Annotated in this window: 23 protein-coding genes; 6 read left to right on the top strand and 17 right to left on the bottom strand. The window is 32.3% G+C overall.

What is annotated here, in order from left to right; all coding sequences use genetic code 11:
• The first annotated feature begins 158 nt into the window (after positions 1-158).
• Positions 159-479 carry a DUF1540 domain-containing protein gene (locus tag VIM70_RS06330; RefSeq protein ID WP_331944895.1) on the top strand — a complete coding sequence of 107 codons (321 nt, stop codon included), beginning with the start codon at positions 159-161 and terminating at the stop codon, positions 477-479.
• Between the two features lie 219 nt (positions 480-698).
• Positions 699-3,062, top strand: a complete 2,364-nt coding sequence (locus tag VIM70_RS06325) for a hydratase (RefSeq protein ID WP_331944894.1) — start codon at positions 699-701, stop codon at positions 3,060-3,062.
• 68 nt (positions 3,063-3,130) lie between these two features.
• Here the strand turns inward: VIM70_RS06325 and VIM70_RS06320 are convergent, their stop codons facing one another.
• The 13 genes from VIM70_RS06320 to VIM70_RS06260 form a co-directional block, all read right to left on the bottom strand.
• Positions 3,131-3,811 (bottom strand): pseudouridine synthase, encoded by a 681-nt coding sequence (locus tag VIM70_RS06320; RefSeq protein ID WP_331944893.1) that lies wholly within the window; start codon positions 3,809-3,811, stop codon positions 3,131-3,133.
• 81 nt (positions 3,812-3,892) lie between these two features.
• Positions 3,893-4,906, bottom strand: coding sequence for an isocitrate/isopropylmalate dehydrogenase family protein (locus VIM70_RS06315; RefSeq protein WP_331944892.1), 1,014 nt, complete (start codon positions 4,904-4,906; stop codon positions 3,893-3,895).
• Between the two features lie 92 nt (positions 4,907-4,998).
• Entirely contained in the window at positions 4,999-6,357 is a 1,359-nt protein-coding gene (locus VIM70_RS06310; RefSeq protein WP_331944913.1) for a 2-isopropylmalate synthase, read from the bottom strand.
• A gap of 368 nt (positions 6,358-6,725) precedes the next feature.
• Entirely contained in the window at positions 6,726-7,595 is an 870-nt protein-coding gene (locus VIM70_RS06305) for an aldose 1-epimerase family protein (protein ID WP_331944891.1), read from the bottom strand.
• Between the two features lie 100 nt (positions 7,596-7,695).
• Entirely contained in the window at positions 7,696-8,568 is an 873-nt protein-coding gene (locus tag VIM70_RS06300; protein WP_331944890.1) for a ketose-bisphosphate aldolase, read from the bottom strand.
• A 59-nt stretch (positions 8,569-8,627) separates the two neighbouring features.
• The gene (locus tag VIM70_RS06295; RefSeq protein ID WP_331944889.1) at positions 8,628-9,809 is read right to left on the bottom strand and encodes a diphosphate--fructose-6-phosphate 1-phosphotransferase; all 1,182 of its coding nucleotides are present in this window, start codon (positions 9,807-9,809) and stop codon (positions 8,628-8,630) included.
• Between the two features lie 31 nt (positions 9,810-9,840).
• Positions 9,841-11,859 carry an alpha-glucosidase gene (locus VIM70_RS06290; RefSeq protein ID WP_331944888.1) on the bottom strand — a complete coding sequence of 673 codons (2,019 nt, stop codon included), beginning with the start codon at positions 11,857-11,859 and terminating at the stop codon, positions 9,841-9,843.
• Between the two features lie 69 nt (positions 11,860-11,928).
• Positions 11,929-12,597 carry a DUF4867 family protein gene (locus VIM70_RS06285; RefSeq protein ID WP_331944887.1) on the bottom strand — a complete coding sequence of 223 codons (669 nt, stop codon included), beginning with the start codon at positions 12,595-12,597 and terminating at the stop codon, positions 11,929-11,931.
• Between the two features lie 41 nt (positions 12,598-12,638).
• Positions 12,639-13,985, bottom strand: coding sequence for a sugar isomerase (locus tag VIM70_RS06280; protein WP_331944886.1), 1,347 nt, complete (start codon positions 13,983-13,985; stop codon positions 12,639-12,641).
• Positions 13,986-14,038: 53 nt separating this feature from the next.
• Positions 14,039-15,424, bottom strand: coding sequence for a glycoside-pentoside-hexuronide (GPH):cation symporter (locus VIM70_RS06275; RefSeq protein WP_331944885.1), 1,386 nt, complete (start codon positions 15,422-15,424; stop codon positions 14,039-14,041).
• 44 nt (positions 15,425-15,468) lie between these two features.
• On the bottom strand, positions 15,469-16,506 hold the full coding sequence (locus VIM70_RS06270) for an aldose 1-epimerase (RefSeq protein ID WP_331944884.1): 1,038 nt from the start codon (positions 16,504-16,506) through the stop codon (positions 15,469-15,471).
• Positions 16,507-16,566: 60 nt separating this feature from the next.
• Entirely contained in the window at positions 16,567-17,424 is an 858-nt protein-coding gene (locus tag VIM70_RS06265) for an NAD(P)-dependent oxidoreductase (protein ID WP_331944883.1), read from the bottom strand.
• Between the two features lie 350 nt (positions 17,425-17,774).
• Entirely contained in the window at positions 17,775-19,001 is a 1,227-nt protein-coding gene (locus VIM70_RS06260; protein ID WP_331944882.1) for an ROK family transcriptional regulator, read from the bottom strand.
• A 232-nt stretch (positions 19,002-19,233) separates the two neighbouring features.
• Between VIM70_RS06260 and VIM70_RS06255 the strand changes: the two genes are divergently transcribed.
• Positions 19,234-19,965, top strand: a complete 732-nt coding sequence (locus VIM70_RS06255; protein ID WP_331944881.1) for a sulfite exporter TauE/SafE family protein — start codon at positions 19,234-19,236, stop codon at positions 19,963-19,965.
• 174 nt (positions 19,966-20,139) lie between these two features.
• Here the strand turns inward: VIM70_RS06255 and VIM70_RS06250 are convergent, their stop codons facing one another.
• A complete protein-coding gene (locus VIM70_RS06250) occupies positions 20,140-20,613 on the bottom strand; it encodes a mannose-6-phosphate isomerase (RefSeq protein WP_331944880.1) in 474 nt (157 codons plus the stop codon).
• Positions 20,614-20,673: 60 nt separating this feature from the next.
• On the opposite strand from VIM70_RS06250, the gene VIM70_RS06245 reads away from it, so the two are divergent.
• From VIM70_RS06245 to VIM70_RS06235, 3 genes are all read left to right on the top strand, one after another.
• Positions 20,674-21,057: a helix-turn-helix transcriptional regulator gene (locus VIM70_RS06245; RefSeq protein ID WP_331944879.1), complete on the top strand. Its 384-nt coding sequence runs from the start codon at positions 20,674-20,676 to the stop codon at positions 21,055-21,057.
• Positions 21,058-21,376: 319 nt separating this feature from the next.
• On the top strand, positions 21,377-21,523 hold the full coding sequence (locus VIM70_RS06240) for a hypothetical protein (protein ID WP_331944878.1): 147 nt from the start codon (positions 21,377-21,379) through the stop codon (positions 21,521-21,523).
• 351 nt (positions 21,524-21,874) lie between these two features.
• Positions 21,875-22,981, top strand: coding sequence for a hypothetical protein (locus tag VIM70_RS06235; RefSeq protein ID WP_331944877.1), 1,107 nt, complete (start codon positions 21,875-21,877; stop codon positions 22,979-22,981).
• Between the two features lie 167 nt (positions 22,982-23,148).
• Here the strand turns inward: VIM70_RS06235 and VIM70_RS06230 are convergent, their stop codons facing one another.
• Genes VIM70_RS06230 through VIM70_RS06220 form a run of 3 tightly spaced genes read right to left on the bottom strand, consistent with a single transcriptional unit; the run spans position 23,149 to position 26,371 of the window.
• On the bottom strand, positions 23,149-24,162 hold the full coding sequence (locus tag VIM70_RS06230) for a tyrosine-type recombinase/integrase (protein ID WP_331944876.1): 1,014 nt from the start codon (positions 24,160-24,162) through the stop codon (positions 23,149-23,151).
• Positions 24,159-25,139, bottom strand: coding sequence for a tyrosine-type recombinase/integrase (locus VIM70_RS06225; protein ID WP_331944875.1), 981 nt, complete (start codon positions 25,137-25,139; stop codon positions 24,159-24,161). The genes VIM70_RS06230 and VIM70_RS06225 overlap by 4 nt, the downstream gene beginning before the upstream one ends.
• Positions 25,136-26,371, bottom strand: a complete 1,236-nt coding sequence (locus tag VIM70_RS06220; RefSeq protein ID WP_331944874.1) for a site-specific integrase — start codon at positions 26,369-26,371, stop codon at positions 25,136-25,138. Before VIM70_RS06220 ends, VIM70_RS06225 begins: the two co-directional genes overlap by 4 nt.
• Positions 26,372-26,730: the final 359 nt, after the last annotated feature.

The raw sequence follows: 26,730 nt of genomic DNA, 5'->3' as shown, positions 1-26,730 counted from the left end.
GTTTGTTTTTACTACATTATTTTTATTATACCACATTTATTGGGGAAATAGCTCCTATTTTTGTGATAAACTTAAAATAATATTTAAAAATCATATTATAAATAATTTTATTCCATTTTGGTTAAACTTCTTAATGTACATATTAAGGAGGAGATACCATGTCAAAAATTAACTGTAGTGTTTCAAATTGCTCCCATAATGATAATAACTCATGTTTTGCTAACATAATAAATGTTGGTGGTAAAAGTGCTAAAAAAGATTCTGATACCTGTTGTGCTTCGTTTTTAGATAGTGTTGCCTATAGTGATCTTTCAAATATCGTAAATGGTAAAAAGAATGAATGCGATGTAGTTTCTTGTAATGTAGGTACTTGCACCTATAACTCTAATCAACTTTGTAGCGCTAAAAGTATTGATGTCAATGGTAGAGATGTTAATCTCTACTCAGAAACTGACTGTTTAACATTTAAACGCACATAAATAAATAACTTCAATAAAAAAATAAAGGGATCGCCTCGTTATAGAAATTTCTATTTTGAGGCGGTTCCTTTTTATTTATAGAAATTATTTGTTTATATATTTTTATTTTGTGATACACCTGTTATAATATAAATATAATATAAATGAAAGATAAAATAGTTACAAATCAATTGTTTGAAAAATCAAAACACTTATTAAGAATAATGGGAGGAATTAACCATGGTAGAAGTTATTGATAAAGGTACCTATATATACCGAGGTAAAAGTGTATTAGGTTATGAAAATGAATTTTCAATAGAAGATTTAGGTCAAAAATTAAAAGAAGATGGAGAAGATACTAATAACTTGCATAAGTCTCTTGAAAAAGAAGAGGCCTTCAAAAATACAATTGCATATAATATATTAATGCAACATAATACATCAAATGATTCAGAAAATTTAAAAATAAAATTTGATTCATTGGCTTCCCATGATATCACATATGTTGGTATTGTCCAAACTGCTAAAGCAAGTGGTTTAGAGAAATTTCCCATTCCCTATGTTTTAACTAATTGTCATAATAGCCTTTGTGCTGTTGGTGGAACAATAAATGAAGATGATCATGTATTTGGATTATCTGCTGCAAAAAGATATGGTGGTATATTTGTACCTCCAAATGTGGCCGTAATACATCAATATATGAGAGAAATGATGACTGCTTGTGGAATAATGATCTTAGGATCCGATAGCCATACTAGGTATGGTGCCCTTGGAACTATGGCAATTGGTGAAGGTGGCGGTGAACTTGCAAAGCAGCTAATAGGAAACACATATGATGTAGCTCGTCCTGAGGTTATTGCAATATATCTAGAAGGAGAAACCCGTAGAGGTGTAGGTCCACAAGATGTAGCTTTATCTATAATTAAAGCTGTATTTAAGAGTGGTTTTGTTAAAAATAAAGTTATGGAGTTTGTTGGACCTGGAATAACAAATTTATCTATTGATTTTAGAAATGGTATTGATGTTATGACTACAGAAACAACCTGTTTAACTTCAATATGGTGTACAGATGAAAAGGTTAAAGAATACTATGAAATTCATAAACGTCCAGAATGTTATAAAAAGTTAGAACCTGGTATTCTATCTTACTATGATGGTTTGGTTAAAGTAGATTTAAGTACAGTTGAGCCTATGATCGCACTTCCTTTCCACCCAAGTAATGTATACACCATAGCAGAGCTAAAAAGAAACCCTATGGAGATTTTCAAGAAAATCGAAGCTGAATCAATTAAAACTATAGACAATGATAAAATCAAACTCAATCTTACTGATAAAATTGTTGATGGAAAAATAAAAGTTGATCAGGCTATAATAGCTGGATGCTCCGGTGGAACCTTTGAAAATATATGCAAAGCAGCAGAAATACTAAGCAATACTTCAACAGGTAATGATTATTTTAATATGAGCATATACCCTGCAAGTCAACCTGTATATCTTGAGCTATTAAAAAATGGAGCATTTGCGAAACTTGCAGAGGCAGGAGCAATAATTAAACCATCCTTTTGTGGTCCATGTTTCGGTGCAGGTGACACACCTGCAAACAATTCTTTTAGCATAAGACATACTACAAGAAACTTTATAAATAGAGAAGGTTCAAACCCTGGGACAGGACAAATTTCCTCTGTAGCATTAATGGATGCCTTATCAATTGCAGCTACTGCTGCAAATGGAGGATTTTTAACATCTGCTACTGAAATTGAATTTGAAGATATTAAACCTTTGTATCACTTTAATGATATAGTATACAAAAATAGAAACTACCAGGGCTTTAATAACGCAGATGTTGATGCTGAATTGAAATATGGTCCTAATATTGTAGATTGGCCAAAAATGGCTGCACTTACGGATAATATTCTATTAAAAGTGGTTACAGTAATAAATGATGCTGTTACAACAACTGATGAAATTATTCCTTCTGGAGAAACATCATCTTATCGTTCAAACCCATTAAAACTAGCAGAATTTACTCTAAGTCGGAGAGATCCACTGTATGTTGGGAATGCAAAAGCTGTACAATTGACCGAACAAAAGAGGCAAGCATTTGTAAAAGGAGATATCACGGCTGATGTTGATGAAATAAGACAGGTATTAGCTAAGGCTATTGATGACACAAATATTATGGGCGATGTTATAAACAAAGTACTTGAAAACACTAGTGTGGGAAGTGTTGTATTTGCTATGAAACCCGGTGACGGTTCAGCAAGGGAACAAGCTGCTTCTTGCCAAAAGGTATTAGGTGGTTTTGCAAACATTGCCGTTGATTATGCTACTAAAAGATATAGAAGCAATTTAATTAATTGGGGTATGATCCCATTCACTATTCCTGAATCAGAAGACATAAATTTTGAAGTAGGAGATCATGTTTTTGTAGAGGGAATAAGTGATATCATAAAGAGTGGACAAGAAAATATGGAAGCTCAGGTTATTAGTTCTAAAGGCAACAGAAAAATTAAACTTCAGCTTAAGAACTTGACTAAGGATGAAAAACAAATTCTTTTAGCAGGTTGCTTAATTAATTTTAATGCTACAAATAAAAATAAGTAAAAATAAGACTGTTAAAAGGGGCTGTACAAAGTATTTATATACTATGTACAGCCCCCCTTATTATTTATTTACACATTTCTTAATTCTATTACCTCTTCCTGCGAGAGGTGACGCCACATGCCAATATCTATTCCGTCTATTTTTATATTAATAATTCGAATTCTCTCGAGTCTTACAACTGTATAACCAAAAGTTTTACTCATTCTGCGAATTTGTTTATTTAATCCTTGAGTTAGAATAATACTAAAAGTATCGCTAGATATTCTACTAACTTTGCAAGGCCTTGTATTAACCCCAGAAATTTGCACACCTTTTGACATTCCTTTAATAAAAACATCATCTAAGGGCTTATTCACAGTTACTATATATTCTTTCTCATGTTCATTTTTAGATTCTAAAATACTATTTGCCAGATCACCATCATTAGTCATAAGTATTAATCCTTGAGAAGACTTATCTAATCTACCAACTGGAAATATGTACTCTGGATAGTTCATGAAATTAATTATATTGCTCTCCACTGTTTTTTCTGCAGTACATGTAATACCAACCGGCTTATTTAGCGCAATATATATTTTATCTTTCATTGAGATAGGCTTGTTATCAATAAGAATATTATCCTCTTTTCCCACCCACTGACCAGGCGTTGAAAGTTTACCATTTACCATAATTCTATTTTCCAAAATATATTTATTAGCGTCAGTTCTCGAACAAATACCATAATTGCTAAGAAGTTTATTTATTCTCATTTTAAAATCTTTATCCTTTCACTTTGTTAGAAAAGACAACTCATAAGCAATCCGCTTTTGAGTTGTCTTTTGATAACACTATTAATTGTTTTGTTTTCCCATTTTTTCAATAACAACTTCAGCAAATTCTTTTGTCCCAGTATTTCCACCTAAATCACAAGTTAAATATTTGCCTTCTTTTAAAACAGCTTCCACAGCTTTCTCTATTTTATCTGCCGCTTCTGCTTCTCCTATAAATCTTAACATCATAACACCTGATAAAATACATGCAGTAGGATTTGCTAAGTTTTTACCCGCTATATCTGGAGCAGATCCATGAGCTGGCTCGAAAACCGCACCTTCTTCTCCAATATTTGCACCTGGAACTAGTCCTAGTCCACCAATTAACCCTGCTGCCATATCTGATAATATATCTCCGTATAGGTTCGGCATTACAAGCACATCATATTTTTCTGGATTCATTACAAGCATCATGCTCATAGCATCTACTATAACATCTTTAAAAGCTATATCTTTGTGCATGGAAGCTATATTTCTTGCACATCTTAAGAACAATCCATCTGATAGCTTCATAATATTTGCTTTATGAACAGCTATTACTTCTTTTCTATTCTGATATTTTGCCAATTTAAAAGCATATTCTACTATTCTATCACTAGCTTTCTTGCTTATTATCTTTATGCTCTCAGCAATATCCTCTGTTACCATATGCTCTATTCCTGCATATAAATCTTCACTATTTTCTCTTACAATTATTAAATCTACATCTTTAAACCTTGATGGAACCCCTTCATGTGTTTTTATAGGTCTAATATTAGCATAAAGATTTAATTCCTGTCTTAATGTTACATTTACACTTTTAAATCCTGTACCGACCGGTGTAGTAACTGGTCCTTTTAGTGCAACTTTATTCTTTTTGATGCTTTCTAAAACGTAGGGAGGCATAGGAGTATTAAATTCCTCTATAACTTCTGCACCCATACGTACTATTTCCCAATTAATTTCAACTCCACTTTTTTCTATTACTTTAACCGTAGCGGTTGTTACTTCTGGTCCAATTCCATCACCAGGTATAAGTGTAATATTATATCCCATATTTTTAAGCACCTACCTTTTTCTTATTTCTTATAAAATTTATTAATCCACACTTTGCAAAGTTTTATAGAACTTATAATGTCTAACTTATATTAACAAGCTTCAGTCTTTTGTGATTTTAGGCTTAACTCCGGAATAACTTTCTTTGCAATTAATTCAAGCTCTTCACTTTTCATTACAGTATTTCTTCCAGTTTCATATTGCTCATCAACCCATTCTTTTATAATCTGAATTCTTTCATCTTTTTTATCGATTTTGTCAGTTTTCTTTAATCTAAAGTAAGTATTAACCCAAGCTGCTATACCCGCATGTCCTGAATGTTCATTAACTGATACAACAATTGGTCTACCTAATATTTTTTCCGTATCAAAAATATTATATATTTCTTCATCTTTTAATATTCCATCTGCATGTATACCGGCTCTCGTAACATTGAATTCGCTTCCTACAAATGGTGTTCTAGGTGGAATGCTATATTTAAATTCGCCTTCGAAGTATTCACCAATTTCGCTTATAAGCTTGAGATTCATATTTTTTACGTTTCCTTTTATTTGTCCATATTCTATAATCATAGCTTCGAGTGGGCAGTTACCTGTTCTCTCTCCAATACCAAAAAGTGACGTATTTATAGCTGAGCACCCATGTAGCCATGCCGTAGTAGCATTTGGAACCACGTTATAAAAGTCATTATGCCCATGCCACTCAAGGCAATCTGGCGGAACTCCTGCATAAACTCTTAATCCATGTATGATGTGTTGTACACTTCTTGGTAGCTCTGTTCTTGAGTATGGTAATCCAAGCCCCAATGTATCACATGCCCTAATTTTTATCTTAATGCCAAATTTTTTAGAAAGTTCCATAAGTTTTTGTGCAAGTGGCACTACAAATCCAAAGAAATCAGCTCTAGTTATATCTTCAAGGTGACATCTTGGAGTTATGCCATTTTCTAAAGCTTCTTCCACCAATGATATATATAAATCCATGGCTTGTTGTCTTGTTTTATTCAATTTCTTGAATATATGATAATCAGAACATGACATAAGCATTCCCGTTTCCTTTAGTCCCATATCTTTGACAAGCTTGAAGTCTTCCTTATTTGCTCTTATCCAGGAAGTTACCTCTGGAAATCTATATCCTCTTTGCATACACTTTTTAACAGCATTTCTGTCTTTTTCAGTATACAAAAAAAATTCTGTTTGTCTAATTATTCCAGAATTATTATCAAGTTTGTGTAAATAATCGAATATTTTAACTATCTGCTCTTCAGTATAAGTATCCATAGCTTGTTGACCATCTCTAAATGTAGTATCCGTAATCCAAATATCTTCTGGTAAAAACATTGGAATCTGTTCATCCCCAAAAACAATCTTTGGAATTTCTGAATATGGAAATATATCTTTGAACAACTCAGGCTGTTCCCCTTCATTTGTCTTCAACTTGTTTATCTCCATCTTACGATTACACTTTTCATTATAGTTTGATATTTGCATTTTTTTCATTTTAATCCTCCCTTTTTTCCTCCTTATTTGCACCTTTATCTACTACATCTAGTTTTATAGCTTATGAATAATTCCTATGCTAATATTTCAATTTAATGCTAATTATATAGCTTATTAATAGTTTTGTAAAGCTGTTTTGCAATATTGTAGTGTCCATCCACCATTTTTTTCAAAAATGCCCTAATATCAATAACCTGTAGATAATTTATCAATCCATATAACACTTGGGTCAAATTTTAATGGCTATCTTAGGTATATTTATATGCATTGCATTGAAGATTTAAAAAAACCACAGCAAGCAACAACTTACTGTGATTTTTTTACCATATTGTAATTTCATGACTACATTTAAAGTCATCATTATTTTTTATTTTTTGAATTGCTTTTTTATCTTTTAATTCAACAGATGAACCTGCTGAATCTGGTAGACCAAACCAAGGCTCAATGCAAATAAAAGGAGCCCTTATAGGTTTAGACCATATTGCAACGTATGGGAAATCTTCAAATGACACAGTTACTTTATGGTCATTCTTGCCCGATGCTATAGTTATTTGTTTGTTTTCTAAATTTTCTAAAATAATAACATCATTTTCAAACAACTCTTTTGATACTTCAATTCTATTTGTTTTCTCGTATAATACCTTCTTATTATCTTGTAAAAATCCACCATCCAATAAAAATGGTTCTATTTTTTCTCCATCTTTAAATGATAAATAATAATCCTCAAAGTTTAAATCAGGTTTCACAGGGCAATTAAAAGCAGTATGAGCTCCTATTGAAAAATATATATCCTTATTATCTTCATTTCTCACTTCATAGGAAACAGTAAGTTTATTACCTACAAGTTTATAACTTATAATTAGTGAGAATTTATAAGGGTATTTCTTTAAAGTTTCATCAGTAGATTTTAATATAAAAGAAACGCTATCCTTTTCCTGCTTGTAAATATCAAAATTCATATCCCTTGCAAAACCATGAACTGTCATGTTATAAGGTTTATCATCTACAAAACAAGTATTCTCAATAAGACTACCAATTATAGGAAAACATATTGGTGCATGAAATCTCCAATAATTAGGGTCTCCTTGCCATAAATATTCTATTTTATCTTTCTTCAGAAAAATGCTTGTTAATTCAGCACCTTCATTTTTTGCGTTTATAACTAAAAATTCGTTTTCCAATGTAACCATGCTTAATACCTCCCCTTTTTTTAGAAAAGAGACACACCCTAAAGTTATGTCTCTTATGAACAGATTTGTAGTTGTGAATTTGTTATAATACCACTATTTTTTATTTTGTTAAAAATAAATCTGCTTTGTTATTACTTCCAAATATTCTTATTTTCTCTATAACTTTTTCCTTCATTACTTTTCTTCCATTACCGAGTGATGCTGCTAATTGGTATTCTTCTGGATTTTTTGTTAAAACTTCTAACATTCCTTTTGTGAATGCTTGTCTTAGTTCAGTATCCACATTTACTTTTGCTACCCCTAAAGTAATTGCTTTTTTCACTTGTTCATCTGGCACTCCTGATCCACCATGTAAAACTATAGGTCTGTTAACAGCTTTTGATATATCACTTAATCTTTGAAAAGCAAGCTTAGGTGTTTTTTTGTAAACGCCATGTGCTGTACCAATTGAAACAGCTAAATAATCAACACCAGTACTCTGTGCAAATTTAACAGCTTCATCGCAAGTTGTAATCATTGCATCTTCATCCTCAACAGAAATATCATCTTCTGTTCCACCAATTTTACCAATTTCACCTTCCGCACCAATATCCAAAGCATTTGCAACTTCCACTAATTTTTTAGTTATAGCTATGTTTTCCTCAAAAGGAAGACCAGATCCATCAAACATAACCGATTGAAAATTTAATTGAATTGCTTTTACTACTTGTTCATATTTACGACTATGATCTAAATGAATACAAACAGGAACAGTAATATCCTTCATAAAGATATCTATCATTCCTTTCAATTCTTCAATTCCCATATATTGAATATATTTTTGTCCTATCATAAGCATTACAGGCGATTTTTCCTCTTCTGCTGCCCCTAGTATTGCTTGAATACTTTCAGCATTATGAACACTAAAAGCTCCAATAGCATATTTATTTTTCCATGCATTCATAATTAATTTTTTACCTGATACGTATGGCATATTAACACATTCCTTTCTGTCTTTTAAATTTTATTTTTAAAATATATAAATTTTCATTCTTACTTGAATCTACAATATTGTTTTGCGTAATTTATTTTTCCTCCAGGTGCTGAAGGATACGGTGAAAGATCACCGCCAATCAAAGGCCTTAGCCATTCATAATATTTTTCAGGATTATTAATAAATTCGTATGGAAGTGCCTTTTCCCCTAAACTAGTTACTTTTTCAAGAAGGCAACTCTCTAGGTGATAATCATATCCTTTTATATCGCTATTTTGAATAGTAACCATAAGGTTTGTTTCATTGTTATCTATTAATTCTGATGCCTTTTCCCCAACGTCATAAGCTTCTATTCTGTCTTGTGATGAAGTTGCTAAAGAGAAACTTCTTTGATTCATTCCCAAATTTTCTCCTCTGGCAGAGAATCCTAGATTTTCTTTGACTATATCCTCTAATCTTTTTGAAACTCCCCCTAAAACTACTCGCCCATTTACTACTGCCTTTTGAATGTTATTTTCATTATCTAACTTAATTCCTTCACTAACAACAATTGTGGCAGTTCCATATTCTTTTACTAAATTTTTAATATCAACCAAAAATTCATCAGTATGAAATTTTCTTTCAGGTAAATAAATTATATGAGGACCTTCCTCTTCAGATTCTTTTAGTAGTCCACTGGATGCAGCTAACCATCCTGCATTACGTCCCATAGTTTCAATTATTCTTACCTGTTCAAAATTTTTCATAGCCTCTAAATCTTTACTTATATCCCTAGTAGAGAAAGCAATAAATTTAGCTGCACTTGCAAATCCAGGTGCATGATCTGTTTTTCCTAAATCGTTATCAACAGTTTTAGGTATCCCGATAACTTGAAGCTCATAACCAATTCGATCAGCAACGTTTTTAATTTTTTGGAGTGCCGCCATAGTCCCATTTCCTCCAATAAACACAAGAGCATTAATATCATTCTTTTTTAAGTTATTAACAGCAATTTCTATTTTTTCATCTGTTAATTGATAACGCCCTGAACCTAAACATGCTCCTGGAATATATTTATGTTTTTTTACTAAGTCTAGCGTTTTATCTTTAAGTTCTATTAAGTTCTCTTTTACTAAGCCCTCATAGCCATTTAACACACCATAAAGCAGATTATTCTTTATTGAACTTTCTACAAAGCCTACTAAACTAGTGTTAATTACAGCGGTTGGACCTCCTGCTTGACCTATTGCAATTTTTTTCATGCTTTCCCTCCTTTCTTATTAATTTTACATTCTAAAATCCCATATGTTTTATTTTTCTTATCTTTTTAAATAGTTCTACGTACTCTGATTCTTTTCTATAAAATACAGCTGGCTGTCCAAGTGGCACTGCAACTTCTATATCTCCACCGTTATACTCTTTTCCTGTCCATAAATGTACCCATTTATCTTCTGGTAAGTACACATTCCATTTTGTTTTTCCTGGTTCATAAACAGGTGCAACCAATATATCTCTTCCATATAAATATTCATATTTAATACTATAGGTTTTTTCATCATTTTCATAATGCATAAATAAAGGCCTCTGGACAGGTATTCCTTTATTTGAATTTTCTTTTACTATTGCTTTTGTATATGTTGATAACATAGTATATATCATACTCATTTTTGCAAAATGATATATTGTTTCATCATCTGTATCAAATTGCCAATTATCAGAAGGTCTATTTCCCTCATGAGTTCTCATAACTGGTGTAAATGCCGCCATCTCAGCCCATCTCATAAATAGTTCTTTTGTTCTCTTCATTTCAAATAGTGTAGTATATCCCCCAATATCACTATGATGAAGTCCACATCCTGTCATTCCAAGTGATAATGCTGCCGGAATTACAGATGCTAATCCATCATCCAAACTCCAATCAACATTTTGATCCCCTGCCCACATCATTGTGCTATATTTCTGACTACCAGTACCACCTGCTCTCATGAAAAATGTAACATCGCCCAGTTTGCCAGCTTCTTCAATTGCTTCTCTATTTATTTTAGCCCACATTGCTGGCCATGCATTATGCATTATTTCAGCACTTACTCCGTTATCTAAAACAACATCAGTTGGTAGATATTCTCCAAAATCAGCCATCCAACCTGAAAGTCCAAAGTCAATCATTTCCTTTTTAATTACTTCTTTATACCAAACACAAGCTTTAGGTATTGTGAAATCTACTACACCAGCATAAAATTCACCAAATTCCACTAAATAATCTTTTCCTTCTTTATTTTTAGCTAAATACCCTTCTTCGCTAGCTTCTTTAAATAGACTCCCCTCAATTGCAACATAAGGATTTATATATCCAAGGAATCTTATTCCTCTTTCTCTTAGTTTTTTAATTTCTTCTTGAAGCCCTGGATATAATTTTTTATCCCATACCCAGTTCCACATAAGTCTCTTTCCAAAGGAAGTAATTCTTATTCCTTCCCAGTCCTGAGCCCATATACCACTTACTTTTACTCCTTTTTCAAGAACATTTTCTAATTTTTTAAGTGCTACTTCAGTTCCACCTTGAATACCAAGCCATACTCCTTTGTATACCCATTCTGGGAGTTCTGGTTGTCTTCCAAGTAGTGCTGTTAATTTTCCTACTAAATCTAAATATGTTTCTCCAGTCTCGAATATTATCTCTTCTGGCATATCCCATATTTGCAATTCATGAAAAGTTTCATGGCTAAAATCAAAATCCATGTAAGCACTATTATTTACGTGACAATAATATTTTCTAGTTGAAATAAATGTTGGCTCTGGGAAGAAAGTAGTATAATAATCTCCACCAGCTTGATCTATGCTATCCGCAAGAAAAGTCGTGTGAGTATTTTTATTTCTTCCAACGCCTTGTTCTGAAGTCCATAATGGATAGTTTTTTCCCCTTAAATCAAAATCTGAAAATTGTTCTCCACATCCATATATGTGCTCAAATTTTTCTGCTTTTAACCTAAGCCAACATCTATTAAAATTATCTGGATTTTCTAAAAACTTGATAGCAGTTCTTCCGTCTTCTTCTATAAATAATACCTTTATAGCATTAAGTCCGCCCTTTGAAAAAGTAACTCTTACTCCACTATTTTCTACCGATATCTCAAAATCATTTAAAGCTATTTTTTCGCAAATATAATCTTTAACTTTAAAGTTTCCGCGAAACATATCATAAGTAGCTTGTCCTTTTCCCACATATAAACATGGTTTTTTTATGTTATGTTCAATTATTTCCTTACCATTAACCATAATGCTGAACCCATTTTCTCTCTGAATAAATTTCATAATTACCTCCTCACTTCTTATATTTCCAAAGCTTCTATCTATAATTTGTACCACTCTCTATCAAATACACTATTTAATCTTTATTTCAATATTTTCACCAACTATTCCAGCGTAAGCTCCTTTTTCCATTAGAGGTTTTCTCTCTGGATGTGCTAAAAGCCATTTGTTTCTAGCAAATAAAAGTACATCCTTATATTTTGATTTATCTGCTTTTAAAGGCTCATTAGTTCCTTTAGGTAATATTACTATACATTTAAATCCTTCTTCTTCTACTCTGCAAGGTCCAAAATGGAGTGTTGTTTCATATATTTGTATAGCAGTTCCTTTTTTTACAAAGAAAGCTTCGACTTTACTAACATCATATTTATTTTGTTTAACATCTTGAAGTGCTCCGAGAAGCAATACCATATCTGTAACAGCTACGTTTATTTCACTACCTAAATGATATTCCAGTCCATTTAATGTTGAATTTGGACCATTACAATATCCTATTTCTATTGGCATTTCACCATAGAATTCATTTTCTAACCTTTCTCTTACTTTAGTTTTTTCCATTTCACTAACTGAAGCTATATAAGTATTTCCACTCGCTGATATAACTGTTTCCTTTTCCATATATTTTATCAATTCATCAAAATTATAATCATCTAATATTTTGCCGTACTTCACAAAAGTATCATTATGAATATCCTTTATTTCTATATGATCATTAATTTTTATAAGTTCTTTTAAATTCATTATATTCCTCTCCCTTATATACAATTTAATTTAAATTACTCTTAATATTCCCAAACTTTAATTCCGAGGAAACCACACATAGTTTTAACTTCTTCTATCACATCACCATAGGCAACAACAAAATGTGGTTCCCAACCATCCTTTACGAATTCAGCTACTTTACTTGCAGCGTTTCCACCTTCCGGTCTAACAGTTACAGAAGTACCAAAGAATTTTTGTGGTTCGTCTAATGCTTCTCCTTTATAAAGGAACATGCGGAAGCCATCTTTATCTTTTCCTAAACGTAAAACTGTAACCGGGCCACCTTTTAATCCAAATTCCATAGTTGGTCCAATTTGACGATTTGGATGTACCCCTAATTTTGCGCCTTCTTTCTTACTAGCAAGGCAGCTTGCCCCTGCTCCACAATGCCAATAAACAATACTGTCACATTTTTCGTCAATTGCTACAGGATCTCCAAAATAAGTAGCCTCGCCAGTAAGCCCAGCACCTATAAACATACTTATAGCCCCTCCAATATCTGTTTCACAAGAGGATGCAATTCCATTATCATTTAGCATGGAAAGCACTGCACAAACAGGTGCACCAAATCCAACGAAGAAATCTGGCCAACAACGAGAAGCTATTGCACCAGCTCCAGATTCTTTTACAAAGAATTTATAAGCTGTACTTAAGCGTGCATATTTCTCTAAATTTTCTGCCGGCATAACCTCCCAGCCTTTCGTACGACTTTTCAATTCTTTAAGGGCTGGTACAATTTCTTCAGTACTTAATGCAGTAGCCTTACTCATTATCCCAGATGCCTCAATTTGAGCAATTCTAGTTCCAAGAGTTCCAGCAAGTTTTGCTTCATCAACTGCACCAAATCCAAACCCTGCTGGTTGAGATCCTACAACTCCAATTATAAGATTATTTAACTTTTTAACCATTTCCATAGCACTTGCAATTTTACGTAGTTTTTCAATTACAACTTGCTCATCAGGATTTCCAAAAACAAATTCATGGTGTCCTCCCTGAAGATATACACTATTACCAGCGGAAAATGCACCTGTCAAAGAATTTAATTTTAACCTTCCTCCATCAATAGTAGGTTCGCGAACAGCCCACACAACTATAGGACAATTAAAACGACGAGTGAGTTCTGTAACAAAATCTCCACCTACAAATGTAGTGCTTTGATAAATGATAAGATCAGGTTTTGTTATAGTATCTGCAAATTCACCTAACATTTCAGGTGATGTAAGTAGCTCCATAGGTTTACTTAAATTATTAAAAAGTCCTTCAAGCATGTTACAAGATTTTGTGAAATCATCCTCAGCACTTGGCATAAAGAATGTAGTACGAGCAACTGGGAAAAACGCCACCTTAATATTAATTTTAGTATTCATTGATTAAACAACTCCTTTTATATATTTTTATTTTATATTTTATATTTTATATTTTATAAAGCGGCAGTATTTCTGCGTTTATTAAGATCAACTATTATTTCTCTATATTTATCATCAGTAAGTTTATAGAAACATCCCATTACAATAATAGTAGCTATTGCTAGAACACTAGGATATATGAACATAAGTCCCCTTATTGCTGAGATGGCTTTTAAACTTTGTACAGCGTTTGGAACATAACCAACAGCAGCTAAAACCATAGCTGGGATAAATCCAGCAATTGCTTGGGATAACTTACGAAAGAATGTAAAGAAAGAATAAACAACTCCTTCTGATCTAGTGCCTGTTTTCCATTCTCCATATTCAACAGCGTCAGACACTAGTGCCCAATTCAAACTGTTAACAAATGAGCTGCCAAAGAAAGCAAAACAAGCAAAAGCAATAAATACAACTGCATCCTTAGCAAACATAAATGCTAAAATATCTCCAAATGCCCAAATTGCACAACCAAGCATGTAAGTATATCTTTTACCAAGCTTCTTAACTATAGTTGGAACCATCGCACAACCAATGAAAACACATCCTATACTAAAGAAACCCATATATGGAACAATGGAAATATTTTTAAGTACATACTGACAGTAATAAACCTGTACTGCGAGTTTTACATTGAAAGCTGAGAAAGTAAATAAATTAACTAAACATAATATAAGTAACGGAGTATTCTTAAATAATCCTTTGTAACTTTTACCTATCGATCCCTTAACTATCTTAGGCTTTTGAACCACATTTCTCTCTTTAATGTTAGAAAAACAAAAGACTTGAAGCAAAACACCAAGAATAGCAAATGTTGAAACAGCCATCATATACCCTGTGGATTTATTAGAAAACAACATAACAATTGGCATAAATGCTATGGTTGTAATAAATAAGGCCATATTAGAACCTGCTTGTCTAAAAGAAGCTAATTGTGCTCTTTCATTAGCATCTGTGGTCATAGCTGGCACCATAGATCCATATGCTATATTACCTACACTGTATATCGATCCAAATGCCATATAAGTAACATAAGCCCAAATTATTTTACCAGTTATTGTAAAGTTAGGAGTTATAAAACTAACTATAGTAATAATAGCCAGTGGAATTGTAGCATAGAGGATAAAAGGTCTAAATTTTCCCTTAGGTCCAATTTTTTTACGATTATCAATCCATGTACCAATACTTATATCTGCAAATGCATCCCATACTTTTGTAATCAAGAAAACTAATCCAGCCACAGACACAGGTAAACCTAAAACATCGGTATAAAACTTAAGCAAATAAATCTGACCTAAATCAAACATAAATCCGAACCCTATATCACCTGTACCATAAGAAAATTTTTCTTTAAGAGTTAGCTTTTGAGTTATTTTTGTGTTTTTCTGAACTGATCCTTCCATGTGTTTCCCCCTTAATTTTTATATTTAAAACACTTAAAAATTTACTATTTGTCTAAATCTTCCGAATAAATCTTGCAAATTTCACTCCACTTTTGTCCAAACTTCAATAAATTAAAACCTGTTATATTATCATCCAACCTTACATTAGGTGCATTTATTACCCAACTTTGAGGTTCTGTACACACAAAATTTTTATCACCCTTTGAATTCCAGATCATCATATGTTTGTATTTTTCACCCATTTTATATATGACCCTAGTTTTCCTGTTTCTATCTTCTATAATGAATCCTTTGAAATCCTTACCCTCTACATTTAAAGATTCAACTGTATAATGACCATCCATTTCTTCTTTGAGCGGGTTTAATCCTCCTTTTCTAAATTTTTCTTCTTCCTTGCTTAAAGGTATACGTTTACCTGTAGGCAAACTTCTTTTGTTAAGTTCCCATTTTTCACCTATAGATGCCTTTAAAAAATAATCCTTAGACTTACTTTCTAAATGAAAAGGTATATTCATGGCAGTATGAAAACCTACACCCACAGGTAAATCCTCATTGCCCTCATTAATAATTTCTAAATTCTGATGTAGTCCTTTACATGAAAGTTCATAAGTAAGGTATGCAGAAAATTTATGGGGAAAGTACTTGTAAAATGAAGAACCCTCATCATTTCTAAATTTGACTTTAACAAACACACTATTTCCATCCATAATTTGTAATTCATTGATATCCCAATTAACATTCCTTAAAAACCCATGAATATGATTATTTTTTTCAGGTTCATTTATTGGAAATTCATATTGTTTATTGCTTACCTTAAATCTACCATCTTCAATTCTATTTGGTGGAAATAATATTGGAATGCCATATATTTGAGGTCTTTCTTTAAACTCCTCAAAAGTTACTTCTTCGCCAGGGGTTCTTAGTATATTTAACCCTCTATTATTATCCTTTAACATAATTACATTAGCTCCAACTTCAGGAATTAAAAGAGCTTCATATCCCCCTGCTGAAAATGCTATAGCTTTATGATTCTTCCATTTTGTAATTTCTATTTTTGTTGCATTATAAGGCTTACCGTCCATCCCAACACTCCCCAAAATAATTTTTAAATTATCTAAAGAAAAATATTAACTTGCAATCTATTATTTTTTTTCCACTACTTTAATTGTAGCTGAAAAATCTTCTTTTCCATATCCAGATTCCATAGCTTTAGCATAAACCTTTTGTATGTTTTTAGCTCCTGGTAAATCTATCTTTAATTCTTCAGCAAGACTTACAGCTATGTTTATGTCTTTATTCATATTCTCTACTGAAAAAGCAGTTGTAAAATCATGATTTTTAATAGCATCTTTCTTACCGTCTAAGTAAAAATTTTGTCCACCACCATAAGATATTGCTGTAATTACGTCATCAAAATTTAAACCAGATTTTCCTGCTAATGTTACTGTTTCATTTACACCATTTTGTATTTGAGAAACCAACATATTATGACATATTTTCATAACAAGTCCTGTTCCATTTTCACCCATGTATATAATGTTTTTACCCATACATGAAAGTATTCCTTTTGCTCTTTCAAAAGCTTGCTTGTCTCCACCTACGTAAATTCCAAGCTCACCTGCTATCGCAGCTGGTTTACTCTTTACTACAGGGGCATCTATCATTAAACATTTTTTTTCTTTGACTTGTTTTGAAAGTTCGCGTGATGTAAAAGGATCAATAGTGCTCATATCAATAAGAAGTTTTCCTGGAGTTAACACTTTCAAAAATTCACTATAAACTGACCTTACATGTTCACTCTTAGGTACCATCGATATAATCACATCACATTTTTCAGCAAGTTCTTCATTTGATGAAACTGATTTCGCTCCTAATTTAACTAATTTTTCTACTGCCTTTGAATTTAAGTCAAATACCCAAACCCTTTCTCCACTTTTCTTTACTATGTTTTCACACATAGATTCCCCCATAATTCCAAGACCTACAAATCCTACATTCATACTTCCATCTCCCTTTTTTATAATACTTAAAACTGTACATATCTTGTGAGCTCATTCCAAATCTTTAGAATGTTTTGGTACCTACTTTATAAGTATATGCTTCAGTTTAATAATTGATTAAATTCATTAATCAATTATTTTAAATTTTTTTTGGTCATTTTCATAACCTTTTTTAATTTATAATTCAATAGTAAACGGTTTCTTTTGTATTGTCAATCAACATTATCCTCTAATTTCGCGTAATTTTAATCGTTAATCTTAGTAATCCTTAGTTTTTCTCACACTTTCTTTTGATTAAATTATTTAATTAATTAATAATTTTAATCTTTCATTATCAAAATATATGTTCCTTAATTCATGGCACCTGTTCTGAAAAAGAATTCCCTTATAGCTAATGCAATCCCCCCTATATAAATAGGACTATTGTTTAAAGCACTAAAACTTATAATATTTTTCAAATCACAGCCTGTGAGATTTTTATTCAGTTCTTCCTTAAATGTATCCATAAAAATTTTATTCTTAAACATCTCACCATATAGCACCAATTTTTGTGGATCAATGATAGTTATGGCATTTGATATCCCAAGAGCCATATAGGTTGCAGCTTTAGTTACAATTTCAATAACCTCTTCCTCTCCCTGTTCAGAACTTTTTATTACATTATTTGTAGATAAATTTACTATGTCTTCTTTACATAATTTATATAATATAGGAGTCTTTTCTTTAGAGAATTTCTTTACTAATTTTTTATTAATAGACTCTGCTGAAGCTACTGTTTCAAGACATCCAACTTTACCACATTTACAAGTTTCTCCATTACTCTCTACTATTGTATGCCCAATTTCTGCAGCTATATTATGAGTGCCACTGTAGATCTCCCTATCTATAACTATAGCAGATCCTATACCAGGTCCATATTTAATAAATAGCATATCACTTATATTTTGAAGTTTTTCATGGTCCATTTCTGCAATTGCAAGAGTCCTTACATTGTTATCTACAACTACATTAATATTTAGTTGTTTTTCTAATATTATCTTTACATTCACTTCTTCCTTCCATAGACCATATGCATGTTTACTCAAACCCTCTTTTGCATCAACAGGACCTATTATTCCAACTCCAATTCCTAGAACATTTTCTTTAGCTATATTTTCTTTCCAAAGCAATGAAATGCACTGATTGGCTATGCCTAACAGAGTTTCCTCTGGTTCTAATTCCTTATTTATACGTATAGATGTACTATTAATAACTGTCCCCTTTATATTAGCAACTCCAATACTGCATATTTCAGACTCTATACTTATACCTATTACATATTTTATATCATAATTAATATCTATTAATATTTTTCTTCTTCCTGCTCTTTTATCACTTTCCTCAAGCTCTCCCATTTCCTTTATTACACCTTCATCAATCATTTTATTTACAATGATAGTTACTGAAGCAGGTGTAAGCTCCACTTGTTTTGCTATATCCTTTCTTGGCATAGCTCCATAACCTCTAATAAGATTCAATATGGAAATTCTATTTTTTTGTTTTATGCCTCCCATATTTATACCTTTTCTAATATGCATTTTAAACACCCCATATTTATATATAAAATTTTCAAAATAAAAGCATACACTTAAGAGTGATAACTCAATTATTTTGTTTTTTCATTCATACTGATTTTATAATAAATTAATATAATATTCAACAATAAATACATTTTTTTAATAAAACTATGGAAAAGTCAGAAAATATATTGTACAATAATAATTAGTTAACACATTTAATTAATTATTATCTTGTATTGGAGGGTCTAATATGACTATTATAACTATTATTTTATTTGGCTTAGTTGTTCTTCTCGCTCATTTTTTAGAAGGTATAACTGGATTTGGTTGTACTGTTTTAGCTCTACCCTTTTGCATAATGCTGACTGGAATTAAAACTGCTAAACCAGTTCTCACCATCTGTGCACTATTTCTCTGCCTTTATGTTGTTATCGTATCTTATAAAGACATCATTTGGAAACAGTATATAAGAATTATGATTTTTGTAGGTATAGGCTTGCCTGTAGGCATATGGATTTTTAATAAATTTCCTGAAAACGTATTAAAGGACATTCTTGCTGTTTTTATGATTGTAATATCTATCAGAGGTCTTATCATTTGTTATAGAAAAAACAAGGTAACTAAACCTATAAATAATTCATTATTGAATTTCATTCTTTTTATAGGTGGCTGTATACACGGAGCCTTTACTTCTGGTGGCCCTTTAGTTATTATATACGCTGCAGAAAAATTGAAAAACAAGAGTAATTTTAGATCAACTCTATGTATGGTTTGGGTATCCCTAAACTCTATAATCATAATACAGAGTTTTTTTAAAGGTGATATAACCCCTGATGTTACTAAACTTCTATTATATTCCCTACCATTTCTTATAGTAGGTGGTTTCCTTGGAAACTATGCACATCATAAAATCAAAGATACTATATTCAGTAAAATGGTGTACATAATACTATTTATTTCAGCAATGTTCATGTTTTTATAAAACATAACATTACCATAGATTTCGTTTTTTATTACTAACCTACCATTAGATTGTAACAATGTTGGACTGACAATGAAAGAAGCATACCATAAATAAATACGGTATGCTCTTTCATTTATAACCTGATTTTTAGAGTATTCTATTTGGCCCTTTGCAGAGCTTATTAAAATTGATTTATATATATTTTTCTGTTTTGGTATTCTCTTTGAGTTCATTAACTAAATGTTTAATCTCCTGATCTTTATTTTTGTCCATTACTAATATAACATCACCTGCATCAACAATTATAAGATCCTTTATACCAAACCCAATTATCAGTCTATCTTTACCAAATACTGAGCAATTTTCACTCTCTTCCATAAATGCATTACCCAAAACATTGTTTCCACGCAGATTACTTAGGAATCTTGAGAGTGCTGCAAAGGTTCCAATGTCATCCCATACAAATTCACATTTTATAACAAAAGCCTTTCTTGTTTTCTGCATTATCCCAAAATCCACTGAAATGCCGTCTATCTCATTATACTGTTCTTTTATTACATCACTTTCTTCATCTGTTTCTAATGCTTGATAGATAGTCATTAACCGCTTATACATTTTTGGCAAATACTTTTCCATTTCACGCAAGTACACATCTGTTCTCTTCACGTAACTAATAACCGTATCATAGTGCAAATTAATTTATATAGTGAAGTGTTCCAAAGCTATATGCTATCTCAGTTTAGTGGCAAATTACTTGAGTTGGGACTGGATACAGTATTTGCTAAAGACATGGTAAAAGCCTTTAGTACTTCACTTAAATTACAAGACTTTGATGATGAATGCTTAAAATTCGAGAGATTTCTTGAATTTTGTGAATTTATACAAGTCTCCACCACACAATTATATGATGAATATTACCGCTTTATATTTACTGATTATGGAAGCGCCTTAGTGCAGTTTAGAAACAAAAATAATTTAACTCAAAAAAAGTGCGCAAAAATTCTAAAAATAAGCCCTGCTTATATAGGATTATTTGAAAAACGTCTTAAGCATCCTACAAGAAAACAGTATTTGAAAATTAAGGAGGCATTAACCCACTATGCAAAATAAAAACAATCATCCATTACATAGCCATTACTTGCTACTAAATAGTCATACTAAAAAGCCATTCAATATAACAATGTATGGTAAGACCTATATGTTTATTGTTAATAGGGAATATTTTTCAAAGCCAAAGGATGACTTTTTTAGTCTCAAGGAGAAGCTATATATTTTAAGTTCATCATGCGATATTATTTGGAGTCCAATATCAATGCTATAAGTGTTTTACAATACAATCTTCTGTAATGCGATATTCCCCTCAAACTTAAATCTAAATATAATTAAAGGTAAGGTTATACCCTATATATCAAAGAAAGGAGTCTTTTAAATGCATAAAACAACAAATGAAAATACTAAGTCAATTAGCGAAATTTTTAATTTCATTGACCTTATAGAAGGTTATCTTAAGGATTTAGAAAATAGAGTATCTGTTCTAGAGGAGAATCAAGAATATGATGGAAACTATGATAGATAGTAAAAGAGTGGAGAAATCCTCTCTTTTACTAGTTAATTAAATAACTTTTTTATAGTTTATTGCTCATATCAATTATTAAATAAATACATTTATAGAGGTCTTATGTCTAGTACGTAAGCTATGTGTCTTTTATGACTTCTAAGAGTGTTTCATACCTTTACAAATACAAAAGCCCCTTATAATAAAACCAATCAATGGCAAGCTCGTTAACATGTATATAATTCTTTACAGAAATATATAATAAATCCATATAACACTCAATATACTTACTATATATACATTAGAGGTTAATTTAAAAATTTATTTAGAGATAAAGTAACCTGTAATATGTATATTGAAAGGAAGATATTAATGAGCTGCTTAAATGGACAAATATATGAATTTGAAAATATAATACAACAATTTTTAGAGAAATTTGGCACACGAAATGTACTGGTAAATAATGATATTACTTATTCTGTGACAGAAACAGACTTCATTGCTGCAAGAAATTTGTATTATAAATTGACGAGTAATTCTGAATATGCTTTAGAATATGAAGAAAAAAGATTAAATGATGAAAGACTGACTGAAGAAAGCTTACAAAATCGTATTTTTAATGCATATATGAAGGGTGTACCTAAGACCCTAATAATTCTAGATAGTTTTTTTGATGTTATAAAGCAATACACAACGAATACAATAACTATCATGTTAGATAAACAATATATATATACGTTAGAGCAATTTGCAAGTATGTTATGTATAGAGCCAAAGTATATAACAAATAATTTTATGCAATATCTAGATTATATCAAACTATCTAATTTTGCTAGGTATGTGATTAAAGAAGAAATTAATAGAGGAGAAGAACGTGTACAAGATTTGCAAAAGGATGCTCTTTATTGGAGAAAACATATTTTCATCTCTAGAGCATCTATATTAGAATTCCTATTGGTGCATTTTAAATATACAGAAATTAGAATTAATGCTGTAATAGACCTTGGACAGTCCGAATTCAGAAGAATTTTGCTGAGATATAGAACAAAGGAAAGGTTGAAAAAAGAAATAAAAAATATAATAAAACTAAAAGAAATAGATGTTAATAGAGATTTAAAATTTATAACAGAAGAAGAAGCATCAAATATTATTGTTGAAAATTTAAAAATTGAAAGTGGCAATACTTTAAAAAAATATTTAAAAGAAAAAAGAGAAATAGACTTAGGAAGTGCACTTAGAGAATATAAGCATGTAACTATTGCAGATACTCAGTTATATAATTTTATAAACATGCAATCATATACAAGATATCAATTAGAAATAGACGGTTCAGCAAACAAAATGTTTATACGATATGGGTTGAACAATATTACAGAAAATGAGGGTAGGGGTTATATACGGTTCAATATTAACAAAGAAATTTATAACGAATTAACAGAAAATGAAACTATAGAAGATTTTTTGATTAGTACAATATAATAGTTTAGTTTATTGACTAAATAATTAATTATTAAAATGAATATAATAGAATATCTGAGTTATGTGAGGTAATTCAAGATCAAGTATTGAGGCAATAAAACCCTTGCAATACAAAGTAAAATTCTGATATTACCTCACATAATTTTTTTTGATTTGTAATGGCAAGTCTATTCCAGAAACTCCGGAAATGATTTTTTCACTGTCTCGTTTGATTTATTTACAGGAATTACGTTTGGAATTTTACGTTCTGTAAGAGCCTTTGTTATTGCCATCTGGCTAACCTTTGCATAATGCTCAGTAGACTTAATCGTAGCATGGCCGAGGAAGTCTCGGATATATATAAGCTGGATGCCGGCTTCAACCATATGAACACTTTTGCTATGCCTGAAACTGTGCGGCGAGTAATTGGTTTCCCTAAACATTTCCGGGCATTTTATCCTTGCCAACCCCACATATTTTTCAACAATATTGCGGATACATGCTGTAGTCATTTTTTCATGGGTTTGGCTGCTGAATAGCGGATGAATGTGAGATTCTTCATTATCAAGTTTTTGAGACTTCATGTATTGATTTATCAACTTTGAGCATTCGTCTGTTAATGGAATTTCCCGTGATTTTCTCCCCTTGCCATACAGTTTTATTCGGGTTGGACGACCAAACCTAACATCGCCGACAATAACGTCACAAAGCTCCTGAGCCCTGGCAGCACTATCATAGAGTAGGCATAACAAAGACTGATCTCTTCTTCCTAAGCGATTCGATATATCCGGTATATTAAAGAGAATGCCAATTTCTTCAACTGTAAAGTATGGAAAGGCAACACTTGGTGTTTTCTTGGACGGCACAGCGCTGATGCGATTGAAAGCAGAAAGTGCAGCCATTTCACGCCTTGATGCATATTTGAAGAAAGCAGATATTGTAGCATGACGCTGATTTCTCGATGATGTGCTATAATTACACTCCTCTTCGAGCCAAAGAACAAACTCTTCCATGAGCTCTATAGTAAAATGCTTATAGTCGATAAGATAATGGCGTATCCCTTTTATTTCATCCATGAATTTAAACAAGATACGAAACCCATCTTTGTACGAAATTATGGTGTTTTGGCTATAGCCGCCTGTCTTTGGGAGATACATTTCGAAATAATCTCCCAGCTGCTGTATAAATAATGTTGTTTTCATTCTGATGTCTCCGGAAAAACATGGGAGGTATAGACTGCCATCCTTTCAACAACATCAGCGTGCATCTCAGATGTCATGCGAAGATATTTTTCCGTACCATAGAGATCAGAGTGTCCCATGTAAGTCGAGAGGAACGGTACCGATTCATACAAGTTACATTCTTTCCGTTCCATTTTTCTGAATGAATCTACAGCAAAAGTATGGCGCAGGCAGTGGGGACAAATACCTCTGCTTACTTTGGTTCCATCTGGCAATGGTATTCCGGCACTTTTCAACGCAATTCCGAACCATCGCCCCGCCCAAGTTTGCGAAAAACGCTTATGGTTATGGCTTTCAAAAAAATATGCTGTATCTTCTGAAGTGCTATGGAGCAGTTTGTAGTAGTTGCGGCAAATATCAGTCAGCGAATTATGCATTGGAACAATACGGTCCTTTGACCCTTTTGCATTAAGGATATGAAGTATCCCATTTATTAAATCCACATCCTTTAGCCGCAGGGTGAGAGCTTCATCGAGCCGCAATCCGCAGCCATAAAGCATCCTGAAGAGTACGGGGAATATGACCTGTGCTTTTGTATTATGTTTTTTGACCGATAGGTTATCACAAGCCGCAAATAGCCTTTTCATTTCATCCTCAGAAAAAATGTATGGCACATACTCGTTGTTGCCTTTTGGACTTTCCGGAATAAATGCCGGGATATCCGATATACGCATGTATTTAGCAAACTGGGCATAGTATGACACATAAGTTACCAAAGTATTAGCGTTCAATTTATTTGGCAATGAGTATAGCCATGAATCTATAGTTTCAGCTGGAAGGCTTCTTTCCCATAGTCCATGTTCAACGAGAAAAATGTCCAGTGTTTCCAATATATATGCTTCATGGCGTATTACATGTCCTTGAGCGGTGCGTAATTCAAGAAAAGATTGTATCTCAGACGCGAATACGCTATGGAAGTTAAAGTGTTTTTTTCTCATATGATCTCCTCCTCTCCACAGAGATACTTGTAACACATTCCTGACGGGGGAGGTACCTGCATCGCACATTCTCTAAGATGGATTATGTCAACTTTTACATAATGCTGAGCGGTGTTCGGGTCATTATGACCGAGAACTTTGGTTATGACAGGATAGCTGTACCCTTCATCCAAGAGTGCGGTAGCAAGGCTTGCTCTGAGAGCGTGAGGTCCATGTTTCCTGCCGTTTATCTGGACTCCCGCGGTCGAAAAAGCTCTTGACACTATGAGATATATTGCTCTGTCACCTAATGACCTTATTGGTGCATCAGACGAAAGAAATACATAGTCACTGTTATGATCTGGTCTTCCGTTATGGGTATAATCCAAAATCGCATCCCTTATCTCGTCTGTAAGTGGAAGCGTGAGAGGTTCACCGGTCTTCACCTGTGTAATTTCAATAACGGTTGCTGTAAAATTTAGATTTTCAAAGCGAAGATTGGCAATATCAGAGCTTCGAATTCCCAGCCTAGCGGTTAGTATCAATATTGAATAATTACGTTTACCTAACTTGGTATTACGATCTACGGAGGAAAGAAGCCATTCAACTTCTTCCTTGGAATATACTGATGGTACGGGGATATGCCTTCTAAAAGAAGGAACTGTTACACTGAAATCTCTTTTAAGAAGCTTGTGAGAATATGCATATCTGAAGAATCCTCGGACCGTCTTCCGGAACAAATCCTTGTCCGAAGCATCAATGTATGCATTTTGAATGTCCTTCGGCTGAAGAGTTTGAAGAGATGCAATACCGTGCATCTCTAGCCATTTAAAAAAACGGGCAAGCGCCCTTGTACGAATGCGAATATCCAATGCACTTTTTAAAACGCATTGAATATACTCATTGTAGGCATTTGTAAAACTGTCAAAACAAGAATGTTCAAACTGCTCTATATCGCCAAACGCATAGCGTTCCGGCATTCCCAACAAAATATGGTCAAGCCTTCGTATTTCCGATTTAAACGATCTAAAATATTCCAGCGAGAGTGGCGGTTGTGTTCTGGAAACTTCGCCAATAAAAGCAGCCCCGATTTCTACAGAATATTTACCACCATAATTCTGCGCGGAAAACACGACCAACTGTTTGATTATGCTCCTGTGTTTTCGCATTGCATTTTTACTGTACTGCTGCTGTTCCATCAAGTGGAGAACTTTCTGTATCAAATCAGTAGCATCAGTTTCAAACTGAATCATATCTTATTCCCTCCTGTGCTCTAGTTAGTCTTATTCTTTGAATAAGCTATTATAATTTTAGCCAGAGAAGAGAATAATTATGCGAGGTAATTTGAGAAATATTATTGGTATTGCAAGGTTTTTATCACTTCAATGCACAGTTCCAAATTACCTCACATAACTGAGATTATGTGCCTTGCTACATAATGTTAGGGTATATGCAGCACTATTAAAGTGTTTATTAAAGTTTAGTATATTTACTAAACTTTAATAAATAAAAAATTAAATTATAATTACATATGTAATCACAGAATTATACTATTTTTTTTGTAAATTTTCTAAAAATCGTCGGCAATCGGATGGTTGTGGTATACCACAAC

Origin of the sequence: Clostridium sp. (assembly GCF_036569345.1) — a bacterium.
In the GTDB taxonomy this organism is placed as follows: Bacteria; Bacillota; Clostridia; order Clostridiales; family Clostridiaceae; genus Clostridium_AD.
The sequence above is the reverse complement of the archived record's forward strand: the minus strand, read 5'-3'. Positions and strand labels throughout refer to the sequence as shown.

Coding starts and splice junctions, on each gene's coding strand:
- VIM70_RS06330 (WP_331944895.1), top strand. CDS start 159: ATGTCAAAAATTAACTGTAGTGTTTCAAATTGCTCCCATAATGATAAT.
- VIM70_RS06325 (WP_331944894.1), top strand. CDS start 699: ATGGTAGAAGTTATTGATAAAGGTACCTATATATACCGAGGTAAAAGT.
- VIM70_RS06320 (WP_331944893.1), bottom strand. CDS start 3,811: ATGAGAATAAATAAACTTCTTAGCAATTATGGTATTTGTTCGAGAACT.
- VIM70_RS06315 (WP_331944892.1), bottom strand. CDS start 4,906: ATGGGATATAATATTACACTTATACCTGGTGATGGAATTGGACCAGAA.
- VIM70_RS06310 (WP_331944913.1), bottom strand. CDS start 6,357: ATGGAGATAAACAAGTTGAAGACAAATGAAGGGGAACAGCCTGAGTTG.
- VIM70_RS06305 (WP_331944891.1), bottom strand. CDS start 7,595: ATGGTTACATTGGAAAACGAATTTTTAGTTATAAACGCAAAAAATGAA.
- VIM70_RS06300 (WP_331944890.1), bottom strand. CDS start 8,568: ATGCCATACGTATCAGGTAAAAAATTAATTATGAATGCATGGAAAAAT.
- VIM70_RS06295 (WP_331944889.1), bottom strand. CDS start 9,809: ATGAAAAAAATTGCAATAGGTCAAGCAGGAGGTCCAACCGCTGTAATT.
- VIM70_RS06290 (WP_331944888.1), bottom strand. CDS start 11,859: ATGAAATTTATTCAGAGAGAAAATGGGTTCAGCATTATGGTTAATGGT.
- VIM70_RS06285 (WP_331944887.1), bottom strand. CDS start 12,597: ATGAATTTAAAAGAACTTATAAAAATTAATGATCATATAGAAATAAAG.
- VIM70_RS06280 (WP_331944886.1), bottom strand. CDS start 13,985: ATGAATACTAAAATTAATATTAAGGTGGCGTTTTTCCCAGTTGCTCGT.
- VIM70_RS06275 (WP_331944885.1), bottom strand. CDS start 15,424: ATGGAAGGATCAGTTCAGAAAAACACAAAAATAACTCAAAAGCTAACT.
- VIM70_RS06270 (WP_331944884.1), bottom strand. CDS start 16,506: ATGGACGGTAAGCCTTATAATGCAACAAAAATAGAAATTACAAAATGG.
- VIM70_RS06265 (WP_331944883.1), bottom strand. CDS start 17,424: ATGAATGTAGGATTTGTAGGTCTTGGAATTATGGGGGAATCTATGTGT.
- VIM70_RS06260 (WP_331944882.1), bottom strand. CDS start 19,001: ATGCATATTAGAAAAGGTATAAATATGGGAGGCATAAAACAAAAAAAT.
- VIM70_RS06255 (WP_331944881.1), top strand. CDS start 19,234: ATGACTATTATAACTATTATTTTATTTGGCTTAGTTGTTCTTCTCGCT.
- VIM70_RS06245 (WP_331944879.1), top strand. CDS start 20,674: ATGCTATCTCAGTTTAGTGGCAAATTACTTGAGTTGGGACTGGATACA.
- VIM70_RS06240 (WP_331944878.1), top strand. CDS start 21,377: ATGCATAAAACAACAAATGAAAATACTAAGTCAATTAGCGAAATTTTT.
- VIM70_RS06235 (WP_331944877.1), top strand. CDS start 21,875: ATGAGCTGCTTAAATGGACAAATATATGAATTTGAAAATATAATACAA.
- VIM70_RS06230 (WP_331944876.1), bottom strand. CDS start 24,162: ATGAAAACAACATTATTTATACAGCAGCTGGGAGATTATTTCGAAATG.
- VIM70_RS06225 (WP_331944875.1), bottom strand. CDS start 25,139: ATGAGAAAAAAACACTTTAACTTCCATAGCGTATTCGCGTCTGAGATA.
- VIM70_RS06220 (WP_331944874.1), bottom strand. CDS start 26,371: ATGATTCAGTTTGAAACTGATGCTACTGATTTGATACAGAAAGTTCTC.